Raw genomic sequence first — 20,465 nt, 5'->3', positions numbered from 1 at the left:
TGTACGCCGCAGGTCGCGCGTTCCTCGCGAGACGTACGGCAACGGTCTGACTATGGTGCGTATGCGCGCGACGTTGTGCACGTCGCTCCATCGTCGCGCATTGCACGCGACAGCACCATCACAGTAGTGCAGATATGCCGGAAAACGAAACCGGCCGACCGTTTTCTGAAACGGCCGGCCGGAATGGACGGATTATTGGCCCTGCGCACTCGCGAAAGAGCCCACCGGGCTCTTTCTCACGCGAGTGCGCCCATCGGATCCCATGCGGGCAGGGAGATGGCTTCCTCGTCGAGGGCCTTGAGGTACTCCTCGGGGAGCATCGCCTTCGGGACGGCGACCTCGTAGACGTATTCGGTGAACCAGTCGTCGCTCATCGTGAAGTAGCCCTTGTCGGCAATCTTCGAGCCCCACGAGTTCTCGACACGCCAGCGGCGGGTCGTGCCGTCCTCGGCGACGTCCACACCGGCGAACGCCATCGCGTGGTTCATCGCGGAATCGGCGAAGCGCACGCGTGCCTCCTTGTCGAGGTTGAAATCGAAATCGTAGATCGAACCGTATTCGAACAGGTCGGTGGCCCACGCGCCGGACTCGCGGTCCATGAACGGATGGCAGTCGGCGCCGAACCACACCGGGATCCCCTGCTCGACGAGGATGCGCTTGACGCACTCCTTCATGAACGTGTTCGGCACGTTCAGGTATTCGGTGGCGTCGCCGCCGGCCACGTTGCCCAAATGCTCGATGGCGATCTTCCTGCCCTTCGGGTGCTCCTTGCGCGGATCGTCCACAAGGCAGACGTAGCTTTCCAGATCGGCGGAACCCACGTACTTCGCCCAGAACTCCTGCGGTGTGATCTCGCCGTCGCGGTGGAATTCGCCGTCCTTGTCGGTCCACTCCCAGTCGAAGGAGACCGGCGGCTCGCCCAGGTGGATGGTGAGGATGCGGTGCCCGGCGGCGCGCGCCTCCGCGATCGTCGCGTCGATCGCGGCGTCGTCGCCGGCGGCATGCGCGGCGAACATGTGCGCGACGGCGGTGTGCAGCATGTGGCGCAGCTGCGTGTTCATCGCGCCGGTGTTCTTCGAGGAGGCGGTCTCCGGGTACAGGTCCTTCGGCACGGCACCGTACTTCTTGTACACGTTCAACGCCATCGTCCACTGGCCGCCGTCGCCCATCACGTCGGCGAGCAGGTGCTGCACGAGGCGGGAGTCGGCCGGCTCGCCGGCACGCACGAGCGCGGCGACGTCCTGCAGGAAGTAGTTGATGCGTTCGAGCTTGTCGTAGTACATGGCGTAGTTCTGCGAGAACTCGAACTCCGTGAGACCGAGGTTCTTCTTCGCCACGAAACGGGCGACGTTCAGGGAGCTGAACAGCCAGCAGCGGCCGGAGCGGTCCTGGTGGGTGGCCTCGCCGTTGTCCACGGTGGTGGAGAACCGGCGCTGCAGCAGGCGGGCGCGGTCGTAGTTCTTGGCGACGGTGTCGATGCCGGCGGCGGTCACCGCGTTCATCGCCATGCGGTTGGTGCCGTCGGCGTCGAACTCCTCACGGAGGGCGTTCAGCGCGTCATTGCTCAACGGCTGCAGTTCAGTCATATCCGATGTACTCCTTTGACCTTGTGGGCGGATAACAACCTGAACCAGCTTACTATCCTTCCCGCCGACCTCGTCCCATACGAAGAATCCCGTCGCATGAGACGCTTATCGCGCGTCTCATGCGACGGGACGGAACGGTATGGCCGCCGCCGGGACGGATGCGCGCGGGCGCATCCGCGGCGGCTACAGGCCGCGTGCATTACTGGCGGTCGGCGTCGTCCGGCGTGGGCACCGGCACCGGCGCGGGGGCGGCGGGCGCCTCGGCAGGGTCGGAGGCGGCGTTCTCGCCAGCGTCCTCGACCTGCGCGGCAGGCGCGTCCGCGTCATCCGCCTGCGCGTCGGCATCGTTCTGCGCGGGGGCGGGAACGGCGTTCCGCACCGGCACGTCCGGCGCCGCGACCGGGTCGCCGAGGAAGCCGGAGAACGCATTCGCGAACATGGAACGCAGTTCGGTGACGCGCTGCGTGATCTGCGCCTCACGCTGCTGGAGCTCGCCGATGTGCTTCTTGAGACCGTCGAGCTCGACCTGCGCGGCGACGCGACGCTCCTCGATCTGCGCGGCGACGTCCTCGCCGGCCTTCTTGAGGATGGCCGCGGCCTGCGCGTCCGCCTCGGAACGCTTGGACGCGGCGTAGGAGTCGGCCTCCTCGCGCACGGTCTTGGCCTGGCTGACGAGCTTGTCTGCCTCGGCCTTGGCGGCCGTGCGGCGCTCCTCGAGGTTGTCGAGCAGCTCGCTCACCTTCTTGGTGGCCTCCTCCTGCTGGGCGGCGATGTCGGTGCGGATCTGCTCGACCTCGGCGTTCACCTGGTTCATCGTCTTCGTACGGTGCACTTCGGCGTCGTCGGTGATCTCCTGCGCGCGCGACTTGGCTTCGTCGGTGATCTCACCGGCCTTGCGCTGCGCGTCGGTCATCATCTTCGAGACCTGCTCGCGCACGTCGGCGAGCTTCTTGTTCGCCTCGGCGAGCGCCGCCTCGATCTGGTCGTTCGCCTCGGACTTGAGCCGGGAGAGCTCCTCGTTGGCGCTCTTGCGCTGGGCGGCGATCTGCGCGGTCGCCGTGGCCTTCAGGTCTGACAGCTCATGCTCCTGCGCGGCACGCTCGGAGGCGAGCTTCTTGTTGTGCTCCTCACGGGCGTTGGACAGTTCCAGCTCGACGGTCTGGCGCTGTTCGGTGACGTTCTTCGCGGTTTCGGCGCGCAGCTGGGCGGCGTCGTTGCGCGCGGTGGTGGTGATGGTCTCGGCCTCGTTGTTCGCCTGGTCGAGCATCGAGGAGGCCTTCTGGTTGGCGTCGTCGATGATCTGCTGGGCGTCGAGCTTGGCGTTGTTGATGAGGGTCTGCGCCTGCGCCTGCGCGGCCTTGCGCGTGGTGGAGGCGTCGGCCTTGGCACGTTCGAGCAGTTCGGAGCTGGTCTGTTCGGCGGAGGCGAGCATCTGCTGGGCGTTGGCGCCGAGCGAGGCGAAGCTGTTGTTGGCGGGCTTGCGCTTCTTCTCCTCCTCCAGCTGGGCCTGCAGCTGCAGGATGCGGTCGTCGTCCGCGGCGATCTGTTCCCGCATGCCGGCGAGCGTGCGCTGCGCCTGGCGCACGCGATCCTGCGCGGCCGCGAACGCCTCGTCCACCTTGTCCTTGTCGTAACCCCTCAACACGATCGGGAACTGATCCATGTCTGATCCTTTCGGCTTCATCACGTCGCCCTACCCATATGTCGCCCTGTCACGGGCATACCGTGTAAAATCGTATCCCATCGGCTCCGGGAACAGGCGGGGCGCGTCCGTAATGCACACAGCATTACCCACTTTTGTTCGATGTCGTGCCGGGCCGCTCCCGTCAGGCGATGAGGATCTCCCTGGAACTCGGGCGACGATAGTAGCGCACGGTCTCGCGCACCACGTCACCGCCGGCCGCGACCAGCTGCCGCAGCTGCAATCCGTGCTGCGGATGGAGGGATTCGTTGATGAGCGGGAAGCTCACGAACCCGGCGAGCACCCTGTCCTGCCCGTGCGCCCAGTTGAGCAGGTTGTAGAACAGGGAGTTGCAGACGAACGTGCCCGCGTCGGAGCTCAACGTGGCGGGGATGCCGTCGCGTGCGAAATCGGCGATGATCGCGCGCAGCGGCAGTCGCGTCCAGTATGCGGCCGGCCCGTCAGGGTCGATGGGCTCGCGGCGGGGCGCGACGTTGTCTGCGTCGGGTTTGGCGGCGTCCATGAGGTTGGTCGCGCACCGTTCCATCATCACGCCGCGCGCCGCGTGCTTCAGCCCGGTGGCGATGACGATGTTCGGATGCGTCTGCTCGATTGCCTCGAGCAGCGTGGGCCACGCCTTGGCGAAGCTGACGGGGATGCTGACCGCGCGGATGGACAGTTCCACGTCGTCGAGGCCGTCCACGCCCCGTTCGGCGAGCAGTTTCGGCACCTCGTAGGAGGGGTTGACGCGCACGTCGTCATAATGGTCGAAGCCGGAGATCACGACACTGAGCTGTTGCATGGCACCCAGTGTACCCGCCGCGCGCACGTGGGTGCCTCGCGCATGCGCATGGGCGGCCGCACGCCCGTACGTCGCCCGTCAGCGACGGTGCAGTTGGTCGGCGGCGCCGGCGAACAGCGCATGCATGCGCGCCTTCGCCTCCTCGCGCGTCATATGGCGCGTGAGACTTCCGGCGATACGCTCGGCGACGGGGATGTCGGCGGGCGTCGTGATCTTGAGGTTCGTCTCGGCGCCGGAGACGATGGCGACCGGCTCGTCGGGCAGATAGTCGACGACGACGCGCGTGTCGTCGGTCGGATGGAAGTCGGGGTCTTCGGCGGCGAGATCGTATGCGCGGCGGATCGTCGCGAAACGGAACGATTGCGGCGTCTGCGCGCGGAACGTGTCCGGACGGTCCGGCACCTGCGCGACGACCTTGCGGTCGCCGAGGTCGCGCGTGAGCAGCACCGTGTCCGTGGACGCGAACGCGACGGTCGCCGCGTTGAACTCGTCGAGCGCGTCGATGGATTCGTCGATGGCGGTCTGCGCGACGAACGGGCGGACCGCGTCGTGGATGAGAATCTTCGCGTCGTCGGGGATGCCGGCGGCGGCGAGCGTGTCGAGCGCGGCCGCCGTGCTGTCGACGCGCTCGACACCGCCTTCGATGACGAGACGCACCTTGCCGTAACCGGCCTCGGCGATGAGACGCTCCACCTCGCCGCGCACCTTCGGATTGACGACGACGAGGATGTCGGTGACGCGCGCGCAGCGCTCGAACGCCTCGATGCTCCAGCACACGATGGGTTTGTCGCCCACGGAGACGAGCTGCTTGGGGTTGTCCGGGTCGAAGCGCGTGCCGAAACCGGCGGCGAGCACGACGGCCACGACGGGCGCGGACTGCGGGACGGATGAGGGCGTGGATTCGTCAAGGCGCGGCGAGGCCTCATCGATGGTCATGTCAGGATTCTCTCTCTCGGTCATAATGTCTACCACCGTAGAACGCGGTGCGGAGACGTGAGCGGCATCACACCTCCATCCCCACGGAATCCCTACGCAAATGCGCCTGCCACGCAAGTCACGGGAGCCGGGGAATCGCTCACTGCGGCGAGATGGTGGCGCTGAAATCGACGCCCGAGGAGGATTCCCCACTGCCGGAGGACTTGCCGGTGCCTGTGTTCTCGCCAGTGTCCTTACCGTTGCCCGCACCAGCGTCAGTGCCGCCGTCGGACTGGGATGAATCGAGTGCTTCGGCGTCGACCTGCGTGTCGGCGGAACCGGGCGCGCCCGGCGTGCCCTCGACTTCGGTGGCGTCGTCGGAACCGGTGCCGTTCGATGTCGCGTCGGCGACGAGCTTGATGTTGCCGGTGAACACGACGTTCTGGGCGGACTTGAGGTCAAGCTTCTTGCTCACGGCGCCCGACTCATGGACATTGTTTTGGACGCCGTCAGCATACGTACCTTGGTCTCGCCGATGACCGGTCGCGTTCAGTGGCGCACGATGAGGGCGAGCATACGTCCCTCGTGCCGCTTGCCCGCCTTCGCGGCGCGGCGGTGCGAGTACCACAGCGGGTTCTCGAGCGTGCACATGCTGTGCTCGATGGCCTCGATGCGCTCGCGCAGTTCAGCCGGCCCCTCGCCGTCGGCACGGCACAGCTCGGCGAGTTCGACGTCCTCCTCCAGATATTCGGTGGCGGCGTGCACGCGCGGCATCGAATCGACGACCTTGTTGACGCCCGCGAATGCGAGGTCGATCATCGCGGCTTCGGCGATGTCGATGCCGGCGCCGCCGAACCGCGTCCCGGTCTTGGTGAGCGGGAAGCGTTTGGTGAACGCGTCGGCGATGTCGTCGCCGACCTCATAGCAGTCGCCGCAGATGCGCGGACCGAGCGTGGCGACGATGTCCGCGCGACGCGCGCCCTTGCGCTCCATCAAAGCGACGGTCGATTCGATGACGCCGCGCTCCAGGCCGCGACGCCCGCAGTGCGCGGCGCCGATGATGCCGGTGACGGGGTCGGCGAACAATACCGGCAGACAGTCGGCGGCGAACATGCCGAGGGCGACGCCGGTCTGTGCGGTGACCTGGCCGTCCGCCTCCACCACATGCGGGCCGGCGGCGGACGCGGCATCCGCGGTCGGTTCCGTCGCCTCGCCGTCGCCTGCGGCGGCGTCCGCACCGGAACGCGTGCCGGAGACGTCGAAGCCGAACGGCGTGTTGATGGTGAACGCGTCGTCCACGTCCACGGCCGTGCCCGAGTGGACCTGCGAGACGAGCGAGAGGCGCGCGCCGACCGCTTCGGCGAGCGCGATGCGGTTGGACAGCACCGCCTCGGGATCGTCGCCGGACTTGCCGCCGAGGTTGAGGTTGCCGAAGTCGCCGGTGGACAGGCCGCCGAGACGCGTCGTGTAGACGACGGTCACGCCGGGGGCGAGCGCGATCGGGATGGTCACGGGGATGGGGCGCCCGGCCTTGTCGGTCGAGCTGATGGCGTTGGAGTCGATGATGGTCTCGTCGTATTCGCTCATGTGCGTGTGCTCCTTGACGATGGTGAACTGTGGGACTATTCGGCTTTGAGCGTGGGTTTCTTCGTGCGCGAGCGGATGGCCGCGTTCTCGGGAACCTCGTGCGGGCAGGGCAGCGAGAACACGTGCGCCGGGTTGTTGATCGCGGCGACGGGCACGCCGTCCGCATCCTCGAGTCCGCGGGCGGGCACCGTGTAGGCGAGGGGCGCCTCGCCGGGCAGTACGAATTCGACCGACTGGCCCGGTTCGATCTTGTTGCGGCTCATGATGGTGACGCGTCCGCCGCGCTCGGGGCTCCACGAGAGCACTTCGCCGACGACCATCCATGCGCGGAAGTAGGCGGAGCGGTCGGTGTTCTGCGTCACCTTGTGCTCGGGGTAGTAGAAGCCGGTGGAGTAGTCGCGGTGGGCGACCTTGTCCGGCTCGTCGAGCAGCCATCCGGGCAGTTCGACGTGCGGCGCGGGGCGGCATTTCGCGTGATGCCAGCCTTCGGGCAGCACCTCCTCGCGCGTGTTCGACTTGCGGCGCGCGGAACGCGCCTTGTAGCTGAGCTCGTCGAGCTGCGCGCCTCCGGCGGAACGGGCCGCCGCGTCCTCGACGGGAGCGGGCGCGGCGGTCGAGGCGGACGCGGCCTCGACGTCGCCTTCGGCCGGAGGCTCCCCGGGCACGCCGGCGAACGCCTTGTCGGCATCCGTTTCGATGGCGTCGGGCGCGAGCGCGGCAGAATCCTCCCAATCGGGGTCGCCTTCGCGGATGACGCGGTCGCGGAACGGCTTGAGCACCGTGCCGTCCGCGGTCTCGAAGCCGCGCTGGACCATGTATGCATCCACCGCGGTCTTGTACGCGTTGGTCATCGCGGCGATGTAGTAGGCGGACTTGGACCGTCCCTCGATCTTGAGGCTCGTCGCGCCGGAGTCGATGAGGTCGTCGAGATGGTCGAGCATGCACATGTCCTGCGAGTTGAACAGGTACGCGCCCTCCTGGGTCTGTTCGATCGGATAGTACTGGCCGGGGCGTTTCTCCTCCACGATCGAATACTTCCAGCGGCACGGCTGCGCGCATTCGCCGTGGTTGCCGTCGCGTCCGGTCAGATAGTTGGAGAACAGGCAGCGGCCGGAGAACGCCATGCACATCGCGCCGTGCACGAAGCATTCGATGTCCATGTCGTCGGGGATGCGGGCGCGGATGTCGCGCACGGCCTGCAGGTCCATCTCGCGCGCGAGCACGACGCGGCGCGCGCCGAACTCGTAGAGGGCCTGCGCGGCGCCGTAGTTGGTGACGCCGGCCTGCGTGGAGACGTGCAGTTCCACGTCGGGCGCGATCTGGTGGGCCATCATCATGACGCCGATGTCGGTGACGATCATCGCGTCGATGCCGGTGTCCTTCAACTGGCCGATGTAGTCGCGCATCGCCTCGACCTCGGCATTGCGCGGCAGCACGTTGAGAGTGACGTACACGCGGGCCCCGCGCTCGTGGGCGTAGCGCGCGCCCTCCTCGAAGTCGGCGAGGCTGAGGTTCTTCGGCGCGCTGCGCATGCCGAACGCCTTGCCGCCACAGTAGACGGCGTCCGCGCCGTAGTCGACGGCGGTCTTGAGGCCGCGCAGGTTGCCGGCCGGAGCCAGCACCTCGGGCCGGCGGCGGGTGCGCAGGGACGCGGCGGGCGCCACGGGAGCCTTGTCAAGGATCATCTCACTATCCGTATTCATCACCCCAACAGTGTAGCGAGAACGGTGTAGCGACCCGTGAACCACTCCGGGCTTCCCCTCCGCGCGAATATGGTGCGCAGATCGCCCATTGTGCGCACGATAATCGCGCAGAGGGAGGAGGGAGGCTACAGCAGGGCGAAGGCGAAATCGATGAGAAGTTTGACGCCGTAGAGGGTGATGACGCCGCCGCACACGCGGTTGAGCACGTCGATGACCTTCGGGCTGAACTTGTGCGCGAACGCGTTGACGACGAGCGTGACGCCGAGGAACCACAGCACGGAGGCGGTCTCCACTCCGGTGATGAACGGCGTGGTCTGGCTGGCGTTCAAGGTGGCGGCGAACGCGCCGAGCATCAGCGTGCCGTCGATGATCGCCTGCGGGTTGAACCATGTGACGGCGCACGCGGTGCCGATCGTGTCGAGGAGACCGCGCACGCCGAGATGCCTGGCCGGGGCGACGGCCCGGGCATGATCGACCTGCCCGAGGCCGCCCGACTCGGCCGCATCGCCTTGCCGCTTCCGCTTCGGCAATACAAGCCCCATGCCGATGCGGATCACGACGAGCCCGCCGAGACCGAGCACGATGGTCTCCAACCACGGATTCGCCTGCATCAGGGCGCCGATGCCGAAGAAGCAGGACAGGCTCAGCGCCATGTCGAAGAAGATGACGATGAACGCCGTGATGAGCGCGTTGCGCCGCGTGCGGGTCAATGCCGAGTTGATGACGAACAGATTCTGCATGCCGATCGGCGCGATATACGCCAATCCCATGGTCAGTCCCTGCAGATACAGACCCATCGCCCGCTCCCCTCGTCGCGTCCGCCGTGCGGTTCTCAAGTTTGGCTGGGTCATATACACCCAACCAAAACCAGCCAAATGAACTTCAGCTGAACTGCCGCACACGAATCATCTCACCAACAATCCGCGATATTCCAATACCGTTGCCTTATCCTACGCAGAGCGTTACACTTGGCAACCAGCCAAGAATCCACTACACAACCCAACCAAATATGTGACGATGGTCTACCAATCACGCAGCAAGGAGCATCGGATGGCACGCAGCACGCCGATCGACATCGACTGGACGCCGGACCGCACATCCGACGCACCGGTCACGCGGCAGATCGTCGACTACATGTGCAGGCGCATCGCGTCCGGCGCATGGCCCATCGGATCGCGACTGCCCAGTCAGCGCGCGATGGCGGAACGCTTCGGCGTGAACCGGTCCACCATCATCGCCGCCATCGAGGAGCTCGCCGACTACGGCATCGTCGAGGGGCGTCGCGGCGGCGGCACGCGCATCGTGAGCAACACGTGGTCGCTGATGCTGCCCGGAGCGCCCGACTGGGCGGACTACGTCTCCTCCGGATTCTTCAAGGCGAACAACGCGACGATCCAGGCCATCAACCGTCTCGAATTCGACCCGTCGATGACGCGACTCGGCACCGGAGAACTCGACCCGCGGCTGTTCCCGCGCGACACGTGGCGCCGCGTGGCCGGCGAGGCCGCCGCCGAGATCGACGCGCTCGGCTACCCGCCGCCGGAAGGACTCGACATGCTGCGCGAGGCGATCGCCGCGCACATGCGCGAGTGGGGCGTGGACTGCCGCCCTGAACGCATACTCGTCTCCTCGGGCGCGTTGCAGGGATTGCAGATGATTTCGGTGAGCCTGCTGTCGGCCGGCTCGACCGTGTACGCGGAGGCGCCAAGCTACATCAAATCATTGCAGGTGTTCCAGTCGGCCGGCATGCGGCTCGCCGGCGTGCCGATGGACGGTCAGGGACTGGCCGTGAATGCACTCGGCCATCTGATCTCAGATGGCGCAGCCGCATCATCGGCCACCAGTCAGGGCAATGCGGTGCTGTACACGATTCCCACCAACCACAATCCCACGGGAATCACGATGCCCGAGGAACGGCGCCGCACGCTTATCGCCGCATGCATGGAGCACCGGCTGCCGATCATCGAGGATTGCGCGTATCAGGACCTCGTCTTCGAGGGAACGACGCCGCGCGCACTCGCCGCCATGGACGCCACCGGCATGGTGATTACCGTGGGCAGCGCATCGAAGGCGCTGGCACCGGGATTGAGGATCGGCTGGGTGTGCGCGGACGAACGCATCGTGCACCGTCTCGCGGACGTGAAGATGCAGATGGACTACGGCGCGAGCACGCTGAGCCAGTGGGTGTTCGCGCGGTTCCTCGACTCCGGACTGTACGCGGAGTATCTGGAGTCGTTGCGCGCCGAACTGCGCCGGCGCCGCGGCGCCGCGCTCGAGACGCTGGAACGATTGTTCGCCGGACGCGCGCATTGGAACGTGCCACACGGCGGCTTCTACATCTGGCTCACGTTCGACGAACCGGTGCACATGGGACGGCTGTTCCAGCGGGCGATCGAGCATGGCATACTGCTCAACCCCGGCGACATCTACGATTTCGCCGGCGACAATTCGCTGCGGCTGAGCTACGCCTACACCACCCCGGAGGAGTTCGCCGGGGCGGCGCAGACGCTGGCAGGATTGGTGTGATGCGGCACCCAATCTATCAGCCGAGCTTGGCCAACTCCTCCGGGGAGAGCTCGAGCTGGTCGGCCTTGAGGGAGTCGAGAATAGTCTCGGGGCGGTGCGCACCGGGGATCACGAACATGTGGTCGCCCTTGGCGAGCTCCCACGCGAGCACGACCTGCTGGTAGCTGACGCCGTGCGCGGCAGCGACCTCGCGGAACGGGTCGAACTTGGATTCGTCGTACGGGTGGCGGTAGCCGCCGAGCGGGCTCCAGCACACGAACGCGAGACCGAGCTTCGCGCAGTAGTCGAGCGTGTCCTGCGTGTCGAGGTGGATCGGCGAATACTGGTTCTGCACGGCGACGAGCTTGTCGCCGAGAATGGAGCGGGCGATGTCGATCTGTTCGATCGACGCGTTGGACACGCCGGCCACGCGCGCCACGCCCTCGTCGACGAGCTGCTTCAACGCCTCGATCGACTCGTTGTAGGGAACTTCCGGATCATGCCGGTGCAGGTAGAGCAGGTCGATGGTGTCGACGCCGAGCGCGAGCGCGGACTGCTTGCCGTATTCGATGAGATGCTCGGGCTTGCCGTCGCGCGGCCACAGCGGCTCGCCGTGCTCGCCCCAGACGCGGCGCAGGCCGATCTTCGTGGCGACCGTGACCTCGCTCTTCGGCCCCTTCCAGCTGTCGAGCGCCTCACGCACCAGCTTCTCGCCGGTCTGCTCCTCCTCACCCGGCGTGTAGTACGCCCACGCGGTGTCGATGTGGCGGCATCCGGCGTCGAGCGACGCATGCAACGTCTCGATGCCGATGTCGTGGCCGCGGTTGTTCTCGATGGTCAACGGCATCTCGCCGTGGCCGATCGCGGTGGTGGAGAATGGTCCGAGGTTACGGTACAGCGCCATGGCTGCTCCCTTCATTCGTCGAATCGGTGACACTCCCAAGCGTAGGCGCACCAACCGGTTTTCGCCACACGGACGCCCGGTACGGCGCCCTCCGACGCCTGCCGCGCACCGGTCAGCGGCAGCCGGAGGTGCCGCCGATGACGTCGACCGAGACCATGTTTTTCAATCCAAACCGTCATCCGGGATGATGTTGGCGGGATCATGCGCAGGCGAGAAATACTCGCCGACCGCCCACAACGGCACGTTGGTGAGCCAATCCTGTTCGCGGAATCCCCTCATCGAGGTGCGGTATCCGTGCAATCCGGTGTCCGAGCACAGCAGCCGCAGGCTCTTGGCGTGTACGTTCTCCTCGGCTTTGACCTCCAACGGCGCAGGACGTCCGTCATATTGCAGGACGAAATCCACCTCCGCCGTGCCCTTGCCCGACGTCCAATAATAGGGATCCCGACCTGCCGAGGCGAGTTGCTGACAGACATACTGTTCGGTCATGGCACCCTTATACTCCTCGAATGCCGTATTCGACAGAATCACATCACGGGCTGTCACGTTCATCGCGGCGCCGAGCAACCCGACATCATGCATATACAATTTGAACGCTGACAGGTCCTCGTAGTCCCGTAACGGAAGTTGGGGCTTGTCGACACGATACACACGATGAGCCAGACCGGAATCCACGATGAACTGTATCGCCGTCTCGTATTGTGTACGCCGGGCGCCCTGTGCGATGTGACCGAAGACGAATTTATGATTCTCGCGCCCCAGATGCGCGGGAATGGAACGATACGCAAGACGCACACGTTCGACGTCGATCTCCGGCACATCGCCCTTGTGCTTGGAAAAATCATTGTCGTAGTCGGCCAACAGCGCATGCTGACGCCGGCGCGCCGCAATATAGTCGTTTCCGCCATCCACAAACTCGTTGACGACCTGCGGCATGCCACCGACGAAATAATACCGGCGCAGCATGCGTTCCAACCGATCGCCGAACACCTCCGCACGGGCGAAATCCAGTGAGCGGATGATGTCGGCAAGTGCATCCTGTCCGCATGCCCGCAGGAATTCCGTGAACGAAAGCGGGTACATGTCAATCGAATCGACCTTGCCGACGGGGAACGAGCGACCGGCGTGGTACGACAGACCAAGATATGAACCCGCCGCGGCAACATGCTGCTCGGGAGTATCCTCGGCGAACGCCTTCATCAGCGTGATGGCCGAGGGGACCTCCTGGATCTCGTCGATGACGACCAACGTGCGACCAGGGACAATCTTCACCCCGGTGAACACCTCGATGTTCTCCAGCACCTGACGCGCATCATACCCGGGATCGAACACGGCATGCGCGGACTCATCCATGAGATTGAGATACGCGCACGAGTCATACCGCGTAGAACCAAGCTCTTTGAGCACGTAGGTCTTTCCCACCTGCCTCGCCCCGCACAGTATTAACGGAAGCCTGTGCCTGGAATTGCTCCATGACACCAGCTCAGCCATCACATCACGCTTCATCGCGTCCCCTTCCCCTATCTCCGACCAGGTTCCGCACGGTCTTGCATACGTGTTCCACCCTACCTCCAAGACCGGCGCGATGCAAAAACGACGACGAAGTTCACGTATATTCATGCAAAAAACTGAAGGAGTACAGCACTGCATTATGCAAAAAATCGAAGGAAAGAAATCGGAATGCCGCGGTCTGAGAAGTGGGAGCCCGGACTCCCGCCCCGTTGGCGACCGTCGGCTTGGCAAATCAGCCTTGAGCGCGTCCACTCCCCCGTCGGGGCCGCCCGTCTCCCCGCGGCCACTCTCCCAGCCCAAAACAGTCGAAAACGGTATTCGTTTCTAACTATGAAGAGCTATCAAACGGCGGAATCGCAGCGTTTCCGCGGTATTGGAGCAAGGTGCGCGCCTGAGCCTGCGCTGGCAGACTTGAGCCATGACTTCAGATCTTGTACATCATGGCGAATCCTTCGACGGCACGCCGCTCGGCTTCGCAACGAAATCCATCCACCTCGGCAACGGGGTCGACGCCGAAACCGGCGCGATCCGACGCCCCATCACGCTGGCGAACGCCTACGCGCTGCCCTACGATCCCTCCGACATCAACTGGTCCAGCTCGGACGTGAACCTGTACACGCGCAACGGCCACCCGAACCAGCGCTACCTCGAGGCGAAGCTCGCGAACCTCGAAGGAACCGAGGATGCGGTCGTGCTCGCCTCCGGCGTGGCGGCGCTCGCGGCGACGTTCACCACGCTCCTGAACCGCGGGGACCACGCGATCTTCTCCGACACGACGTACATCGCGGCGTACCGTCTGCTCAACCAGATCCTGCCGGAGAAGTACGGCATCGAAACGTCGATCGTGGACACGTCCGATCCGAAGAACATCGCCGACGCGATTCGACCGAACACGAAGCTCGTGCACATCGAGACGCCCGCGAACCCCACGCTCAAGGTCACGGACATCGAGGCGGCGGCGAAGCTGGCCCATGGGGCGGGCGCGCTGCTCTCGGTCGACAACACGTTCAACTCGCCGTTCAACGTGCGCCCGATCGACCTCGGCGCGGACATCGTCATCGAGAGCCTCACCAAGTACATCAATGGGCATGGCGACGCACTGGGCGGCGCAATCGCCACGCGCAAGGAGCTCACCGACCAGATCCGCTTCACATATCAGGTGAACTACGGCGGCATCATCTCGCCGTTCAACGCGTGGCTCATCAACCGCGGCTCGGTGACGCTTCCCCTGCGCATGAGGCAGCACAACGCCTCCGCACTGGCCATCGCGAAACACTTGGAGAGCCTGCCGCAGGTACGGTTCGTCGCCTACCCGGGACTCGAGTCGCATCCGCACCATGAGGTGGCGGTCCGGCAGCTCGCCCGCCCCGATGCGGGCTTCGGCGGCGTGCTCGCCTTCGGCCTCGACACCGACCACGACGGGCACAACCGGTTCGTGAGCAAGCTCAACGTGATCACATCGGCGGTTTCGCTCGGCCACGACGAAAGCCTCATCGTGTTCCTCGGCGAGGACGACGAACGCCAATACCTGTACCCCGAGGAGTTCCACCGCGGCTTCTTCCGTCTCGCCGTCGGACTCGAAGACACCGACGACCTCATCCGCGACATCGACCACGCGCTGGCCGCCGCCCTCTAACCACTACCGCTCCCCTCTTTCCACCCCACTCCCATGGTGCGGTGAAACTCCCATGGTGCGGTGACGCATAATGGCGGAATTCCGCCATTATGAAGATATTGTGTTACCGCACCATGGGAATCGCGCGTCACACACGTGGCACGTGCGATGACGCGCGATTCAACTGCGCCGACGCATCAACGCCACGCAGCCCAAGCCGATGATGGTCAGACCGGCGGCGACAGCGAACAGGACCGCCACGTCCGCGCCGGTCCGGGACAATCCGACGTTCTTGGAGCCCTCAGCCTGCTGGTGTGCAACGGCACCCGTACCGTCCGAATCGCCCTTCGCGCCTGAGTCGGCCCCGGAACCGGACTTCACGAGCCCGTCGAACGCACGCTGGAGCGTGCCGGACGCCGCAAGCAGGGCGTCATGGGTGGTGGAGGCGTCGGCGAGCGCGGCGCTGGCAGCGTCCAGCGCGGTCTTGAGTGCGGCGTACGAGGCGGGCGTGTACGCCTGCTGTGTCACGCCGGACGCCTTGTCCACGAGCGTGCGCAGCGCCGACCGGTCGGCGGGCCAAGCCTTGGCGAGATAATCGGCGGTGACCGGCGTGCGCGTCACCTCGTCCAACGCATCAATCGAGGCGAAACCGGAATTGGCCGCGCCATCGTCCACCACGCCATAGTAGACGCCCTTCGTCAATGGGCGCTGCGTGTAGTATTCGACGGCGCCGCGGACCTTAGCGGTGCCGGAGACCTTCGGGGAATCGTTGAAGTAGTCGAACGACTGGAAGTTCGTGTCGATGACCGCGTCACCGTCCACATGCGCATCCGTGAGCAGCACGCTGATGCCTTTCACGACCGCGTTGCCGGACACCCTGCCGCCATAGATTGTGGCATGGCCCTCGATGCGCGCGTTGTCGGACACCGTGCCGCCGAACACGCGGGCGCCCGGTCCCACGTACGCGCTGTCCGCCACCTTGGCCGCGTCGGACACCCAACCGCCGCCGTTCGCGTGCCGGTGTCCGCCGGTCAGCCCCTCGGTGTTGCTCGCGGGCATCGCTCCCTCGAGGTCCACGGCATAGGGATAGCGGTAGATGCTGTAGTCCTTCTGGTTCCACAGGTAGTTCTGCATCGTGGACGGCGCGCCGGAAACCACGAGATACAGGGCCTTGTCGTCGGCCTTCGTGCTGAAGGTCAGGAAACCGTCGGTGGAGGTCTGCAACGTGCTGTAGCGCGGCGATCCGTCCGCCCCCACGGCCACCAGACCCCACGTCCAGCCGGAATCAGGGGCGGGCACGGTCTTCGGATTGTCGGTCTCACCGGCGAACGAGGGGAACGCCGCTGTGTTCGACTTGTCCTGCACGACACCGTGGAAGCCCACGGTGACGGTGCCGTTGCCTGCATTCGACGGCGTTCCGTCCGATTGCGCGGAGTGCGTGTCGAGTTTGACGATGTTGTAGCCACCCTGCTGCGGCGCCTGTTCGGACAGCACCCGGTAGCGTCCCTCCACCGTGTTGCCGGCATCGTCCGTCACCGGATCGAGGTACGTCAGGCGGTTCGTGCGTATGTGATCATGCGCCTGGACGGACGCGTCCTCCACGGAACCGTACGATTTCGCCATCGTCTGCCCCACGGTGACACCGTCCGCGTTCTTCGCGGGATAATCCCAAGTGACGTCATGCATGGCCCATTCGCCGAACACGGTGTTGAACTCGGCCTGCGTCATGCCCATGGCGAGGCGCATGATCTGCATCGGGTTCTCCGGCAGGCCCTGGTAGAAGTCGGGGAAGCTCTGCGACTTGCGCCAGATGTCGCTCACCACCTGCGGGCCGTATGTTTCGGCCGCGTATTCGAAGAACGGCCAGTTGCAGTACATGTCTCGGCTGGAGCCGAAGTTGATGTGCGGATTGTCCACGATCATGGCGCTACAGTGCACGTTGGTCGACCCGGTGGCGCGGAAGGCCATCCAGTTCGCCACCGATTCGAAAATCCAATACATGCTGCTTTCCGGGGTGACGTAGGAGCCGTTGTACACGCCCACACCGAACTGGAGCGTGTGGGTGAGCTCATGCGCCACGCCCCACTCGTCCTTGAGGTTGCCGGGCAGCATCCACATGGCCGGGTAGTGCGTGCCGTTCTCGGTCCAACCGCCGGCGAGTCCCTGCTCGTCGTTCACCATCACAACAATCTTGTATTTCGTGGCGGACGTGCAGTACGGTTCGGGGAAGTCGATGCCCTGCGGGTCCGTGTAGAAGTCGTAGTCCTTCTCCAAGGTCTTCGCGCCGGTCTGGATGTCGTCCACGGTCTCGTTCACGTCGTCGGTCCAGTAGAACGCGAAGTGGTCGGTCTCATAGCGCAGCGTGGTACGGGACGTATCGTTCGGGTCAATGTCGGGACTGGTGCCGAAGGTCGAGGGGTCCGGCGCCTGCCAGATACCGGGCATGCAGCCGGCGTTCGTAGCCGGATAATCCGGGTATCGGACCGCGGCCGCCGCAGCGGACTCTTCCACGGCACTGGCCATAAACGGGGCGGCGGCCACTCCCATGGCGGCGACCATAGCCGTGATGCCTGCGAGAGTTCGGGCATATCTGTGCTGAGGCATGGTGGATCCTCCTGAAGTTCACGAAGTTCGCAATCGAATCGCCGTAAGCGACGCGACGCATCACGGACATGGCCGTCGGCACGACGTAGCATGGCGCATCCGCATGGAGCGAGCGCTCACGGCATTGGCAACAGGTATAGCGGCCCGTTGTTTACCGTCGTGTTTCATCACCATCCCATGGACACGGTTCACATGCCGCTCCAACCACTCCCCTCGCTCCCCTCACTCCCATGGTGCGGTGAAACTCCCATGGTGCGGTGACGCATAATGGCGGAATTCCGCCATTATGAAGATATTGTGTTACCGCACCATGGGAATCGGCGCGTCGCACGCGCGACAACACGAGTGGGGGTTGCTCCGGAATGGTTCCGGGGCAACCCCCACTCGATGCTTACTCAGCGGCTATGCCGCGAGAGATCCGCGAATCAGTCGACCAGTCCTCGACAATCAGTCCTCGAACGGATCGAAGTCGCGACGCACGCGGCGGCGCGGGCGCTCGTTGCGCTCGACGCGGTCCGCATGGTACTCGTCGTAGTTCTCGTCGGTCGCGTAACGCGGGTTGCGGTCGTAGCCGCCACGTCCGCCACGGCCACCACGGCTGGAACGGCGGTCGTCGTCACGGTCGGAGGAACGGCGGCGACGCGGACGATCATCGTCACGGTCGACGCGACCGCCACGGCGGTCGTCGCGATCGAAATCGCGGTCGTCGTCACGATCCACCGGACGGCGACGACGCGGACGATCATCATAATCGTGATCATCACGACGGTCATCGTCGAAGTCGCGGTCCACCGGACGGCGACGACGCGGACGATCATCATAATCGCGATCGTCACGGCGGTCATCATCGCGGTCGGCGCGACGACGACGCGGACGATCGTCGAAATCGTCGTCACGGTCGGCGCGACGGTCGTCACGACGCGGACCACGGGAACCGCGGCGGTCGTCACGGTCGTCACGACGCGGACCACGATCGGAACGCGGGCCGCGGCCGGCACCGGACTCCTGATCCTCGAAACCGGGGATCGCAAGGGAGATCTTGCCGCGATCGTCGACGCCCTGGACGACGACCTCGACGGTGTCGCCCTCCTTGAGCACGTCCTCGACCTGGTCGATGCGCTCGCCGTTGGTGAGGTTGCGGATCTGCGAGATGTGCAGCAGGCCGTCGGTGCCCGGGGTGAGGTTCACGAACGCACCGAACGACGTGGTCTTGACGACCTTGCCGTTGTAGGTCTCGCCGGCTTCCGGCACATGCGGGTTGGCGATGGAGTCGATGATCTGCTTCGCCTTCTCGGCGGCCTCGCCGCCTTCGGAGGAGATGAAGACGGTGCCGTCGTCCTCGATCGCGATCTCGGCGCCGGTGTCCTCCTGGATCTGGTTGATCATCTTGCCCTTCGGGCCGATGACCTCGCCGATCTTCTCGACCGGAATGGTGGTGGTGATGATGCGCGGGGCGAACTCGCTCATCTCGGCCGGGCCGTCGATGCACTCGTTGATGACCTCGAGGATCGTGGTGCGCGCGTCCTTCGCCTGCTGCAGAGCGGCGGCGAGGATGTCGGCCGGAATGCCGTCCAGCTTGGTGTCAAGCTGCAGGGCGGTGATGAACTCGGAGGTGCCGGCGACCTTGAAGTCCATGTCGCCGAACGCGTCCTCGGCTCCCAGAATGTCGGTCAGAGTCTTGTAGACGTGCTGGCCGTCCACGTCACCGGAGACGAGGCCCATCGCGATGCCCGCGACCGGGGCCTTCAGCGGGACGCCCGCGGCGAGCAGGGACAGGGTGGAGGCGCACACGGAACCCATGGAGGTGGAGCCGTTGGAGCCGATGGCCTCGGAGACCTGGCGGATGGCGTACGGGAACTCCTCACGGTTCGGCAGAACCGGCACGAGCGCCTTCTCGGCGAGGGCGCCATGGCCGATCTCGCGGCGCTTCGGGGAACCGACGCGGCCGGTCTCGCCGGTGGAGTACGGCGGCATCTCGTAGTTGTGCATGTAGCGCTTGGACTGCGGGCCGGAGAGGGAGTCGAGCTGCTGCTCCATCTTGAGCATGTTCAGCGTGGTGATGCCCAGAATCTGGGTCTCACCGCGCTGGAACAGGGCGGAGCCGTGGACGCGCGGCACGATGTCCACCTCGGCGGACAGGGTGCGGATGTCCTTCAGGCCGCGGCCGTCGATGCGGTAGTCCTCGGTGAGGATGCGGCGGCGCACGATCTGGCGCTGCAGCTCCTTGAACGCGTTGCCGAGCTCCTTGTCCTTCTCGGCGTCGTCCATCTCGGTGAACTCGTTGGCGAGGATCTCGCGCACGTGCTCCTTGATCTCGTGGATGCGCTCCTGACGCGGCAGCTTCTCCGCGATGGTCAGGGCCTCGTCGAGGTCATGGTGGGCGATTTCGTCGATGCGGTTGTACAGGTCGTCCGTGTACTCCGGGAACAGCGGGAACTCGCGGGTCGCCTTGGCGGCCTTCTCGTTGAGCTCGTTCTGGGCTTCGCAGATGACCTTGATGAACGGCTTGGCGGCTTCGAGGCCCTCGGCGACGACGGTCTCGTCGGGCTTGGTCTGGCCTTCGTCGTAGATGAGCGTCCAGGCGTTCTTGCCCGCGCCCGCCTCGATCATGGCGATGGCGACGTCGCCGTTCTCGATGACGCGGCCGGCGACCACGATCTCGAACACGGCGCGCTCACGCTGGCTCCACGTCGGGAAGGCGACCCACTGGCCGTCGATGAGGGCCAGACGCACGCCGGAGACCGGGCCGGAGAACGGCAGACCGGAGATCATCGTGGAGGCGGAGGCGGCGTTGAGCGCGACGACGTCATACGCGTCGTCCGGGTTGACGGCGAGCACGGTCTCGACGACCTGCACCTCGTTGCGCAGCGTGTGCGGGAACAGAGGGCGCAGCGGACGGTCGATGATGCGGCAAGCCAGGATGGCGTCGTTGGACGGACGGCCTTCGCGGCGGAAGAAGGAGCCGGGGATCTTGCCTGCGGCATACATCTTCTCCTCGACGTCGACGGTCAGCGGGAAGAAGTCGTAGTTCTCCTTCGGGCTGGAGCCGGC

General features: G+C 65.4%; 14 protein-coding genes. 2 read left to right on the top strand and 12 right to left on the bottom strand.

Translation table 11 applies throughout. The annotated features are described in order from the left end of the window. Window positions 1-236: 236 nt before the first annotated feature. From BFAL_RS07910 to BFAL_RS07875, 8 genes are all read right to left on the bottom strand, one after another. Window positions 237-1,586 carry a C1 family peptidase gene (locus BFAL_RS07910; RefSeq protein ID WP_055427870.1) on the bottom strand — a complete coding sequence of 450 codons (1,350 nt, stop codon included), beginning with the start codon at window positions 1,584-1,586 and terminating at the stop codon, window positions 237-239. Window positions 1,587-1,785: 199 nt separating this feature from the next. Then, window positions 1,786-3,249, bottom strand: coding sequence for a coiled-coil domain-containing protein (locus BFAL_RS07905; protein WP_055427869.1), 1,464 nt, complete (start codon window positions 3,247-3,249; stop codon window positions 1,786-1,788). A 163-nt stretch (window positions 3,250-3,412) separates the two neighbouring features. Then, window positions 3,413-4,069, bottom strand: a complete 657-nt coding sequence (locus BFAL_RS07900) for a pyroglutamyl-peptidase I (protein WP_055427868.1) — start codon at window positions 4,067-4,069, stop codon at window positions 3,413-3,415. Between the two features lie 78 nt (window positions 4,070-4,147). Further along, complete coding sequence (locus tag BFAL_RS07895; protein ID WP_370696068.1) at window positions 4,148-5,005, bottom strand: IspD/TarI family cytidylyltransferase; 858 nt, start codon at window positions 5,003-5,005, stop codon at window positions 4,148-4,150. 139 nt (window positions 5,006-5,144) lie between these two features. After that, a complete protein-coding gene (locus BFAL_RS07890) occupies window positions 5,145-5,459 on the bottom strand; it encodes a hypothetical protein (protein WP_055427866.1) in 315 nt (104 codons plus the stop codon). A 74-nt stretch (window positions 5,460-5,533) separates the two neighbouring features. After that, window positions 5,534-6,571 (bottom strand): purine nucleoside phosphorylase YfiH/LACC1 family protein, encoded by a 1,038-nt coding sequence (locus BFAL_RS07885; RefSeq protein ID WP_055427865.1) that lies wholly within the window; start codon window positions 6,569-6,571, stop codon window positions 5,534-5,536. Window positions 6,572-6,606: 35 nt separating this feature from the next. Then, window positions 6,607-8,256, bottom strand: a complete 1,650-nt coding sequence (locus tag BFAL_RS07880; protein ID WP_082440468.1) for a peptidase U32 family protein — start codon at window positions 8,254-8,256, stop codon at window positions 6,607-6,609. Window positions 8,257-8,399: 143 nt separating this feature from the next. Next, on the bottom strand, window positions 8,400-9,071 hold the full coding sequence (locus BFAL_RS07875; RefSeq protein ID WP_055427864.1) for a LysE/ArgO family amino acid transporter: 672 nt from the start codon (window positions 9,069-9,071) through the stop codon (window positions 8,400-8,402). A gap of 253 nt (window positions 9,072-9,324) precedes the next feature. Between BFAL_RS07875 and BFAL_RS07870 the strand changes: the two genes are divergently transcribed. Next, complete coding sequence (locus BFAL_RS07870; protein WP_055427863.1) at window positions 9,325-10,800, top strand: aminotransferase-like domain-containing protein; 1,476 nt, start codon at window positions 9,325-9,327, stop codon at window positions 10,798-10,800. Between the two features lie 16 nt (window positions 10,801-10,816). Here the strand turns inward: BFAL_RS07870 and BFAL_RS07865 are convergent, their stop codons facing one another. Both BFAL_RS07865 and BFAL_RS07860 read right to left on the bottom strand, forming a co-directional pair. Beyond that, the gene (locus BFAL_RS07865; RefSeq protein WP_055427862.1) at window positions 10,817-11,683 is read right to left on the bottom strand and encodes an aldo/keto reductase; all 867 of its coding nucleotides are present in this window, start codon (window positions 11,681-11,683) and stop codon (window positions 10,817-10,819) included. Window positions 11,684-11,845: 162 nt separating this feature from the next. Then, window positions 11,846-13,189 (bottom strand): ATP-binding protein, encoded by a 1,344-nt coding sequence (locus BFAL_RS07860; protein ID WP_055427861.1) that lies wholly within the window; start codon window positions 13,187-13,189, stop codon window positions 11,846-11,848. Between the two features lie 424 nt (window positions 13,190-13,613). Here BFAL_RS07860 and BFAL_RS07855 point away from each other — a divergent pair, with 424 nt between their 5' ends. Continuing rightward, on the top strand, window positions 13,614-14,831 hold the full coding sequence (locus BFAL_RS07855) for a trans-sulfuration enzyme family protein (RefSeq protein WP_055427860.1): 1,218 nt from the start codon (window positions 13,614-13,616) through the stop codon (window positions 14,829-14,831). A gap of 159 nt (window positions 14,832-14,990) precedes the next feature. Here BFAL_RS07855 and BFAL_RS07850 read toward each other — a convergent pair whose 3' ends face one another. Together BFAL_RS07850 and BFAL_RS07845 are read right to left on the bottom strand one after the other, a co-directional pair. After that, window positions 14,991-17,321, bottom strand: coding sequence for a DUF6055 domain-containing protein (locus tag BFAL_RS07850; protein ID WP_152973594.1), 2,331 nt, complete (start codon window positions 17,319-17,321; stop codon window positions 14,991-14,993). A 540-nt stretch (window positions 17,322-17,861) separates the two neighbouring features. Further along, window positions 17,862-20,465 (bottom strand): polyribonucleotide nucleotidyltransferase (locus BFAL_RS07845; protein ID WP_055427858.1); only part of this gene is annotated, 2,604 nt, incomplete at its 5' end.

This window comes from Bifidobacterium aesculapii (assembly GCF_001417815.1).
In the GTDB taxonomy this organism is placed as follows: Bacteria; Actinomycetota; Actinomycetes; order Actinomycetales; family Bifidobacteriaceae; genus Bifidobacterium; species Bifidobacterium aesculapii.
This window is presented reverse-complemented; position numbering and strand designations above follow the sequence as displayed.